The 803-nt window shown below is 36.6% G+C and carries 1 protein-coding gene; it reads left to right on the forward strand.

Going from position 1 to position 803, the window contains the following annotated elements:
• Positions 1-803: IS1182 family transposase (locus tag BAE31_RS06265; RefSeq protein WP_139336373.1), on the forward strand; the 803-nt coding region annotated here is incomplete at both ends.

Raw genomic sequence — 803 nt, forward strand, 5'->3', positions numbered from 1 at the left:
GAAGTCGTGGCCTTAGATGAATTAGTGCCTGAAGATCATCTTGTACGAAAAATTGATCAAGCGATCGATTTTGATTTCGTTTATGATCTTGTCAAAGATCATTATAGTTCTGATAACGGCAGACCAAGTGTGGATCCCGTTGTTCTTATTAAAATGGTTTTGATCCAATACCTATTCGGCATCCGCTCTATGCGTCAAACCATTAAAGAAATTGAAACCAATGTTGCTTATCGTTGGTTTATTGGGTATGGATTTTCTGAGAAAATTCCGCACTTTTCTACCTTCGGTAAGAACTACGTGAGACGCTTTCATGATACAGATTTATTCGAACAAATTTTTTATCGAATTTTAAGAGAAGCGATGAAAAAAGGCCTTGTTGATCCATCTATTGCTTTCATTGATTCAACTCATGTAAAAGCGAACGCCAATAAGAAAAAACTTGAAAAGAAAATTGTTCGAGTAGAAACGAGAAGTTATCAAAATCTGCTTCATGAGGAGATCAATGTTGATCGTGAGGAACATGGAAAAAAGCCGTTACCCCTACAGAATAAAGAAGAGAAAAAAGAAATCAAGGTCAGTACAACTGACCCAGAGAGTGGCTACTATGTAAAGGATGAACGTGAAAAGTTATTTGCTTATTCATTTCATACGGCTTGTGATTCAAAAGGATTTATTTTAGGAACACTGGTCACTGGTGGAAATGTTCATGATAGTCGTATGTTAGATTCACTCGTATCAAAGGTGACAAAGAAAGTCGGAAAACCCAATGTAGTCGCAGTAGATGCTGGATATAAAACACCTTA

Source organism: Bacillus sp. I-2 (assembly GCF_001974945.1).
Taxonomy (GTDB): Bacteria; Bacillota; Bacilli; order Bacillales; family Bacillaceae; genus Bacillus; species Bacillus safensis.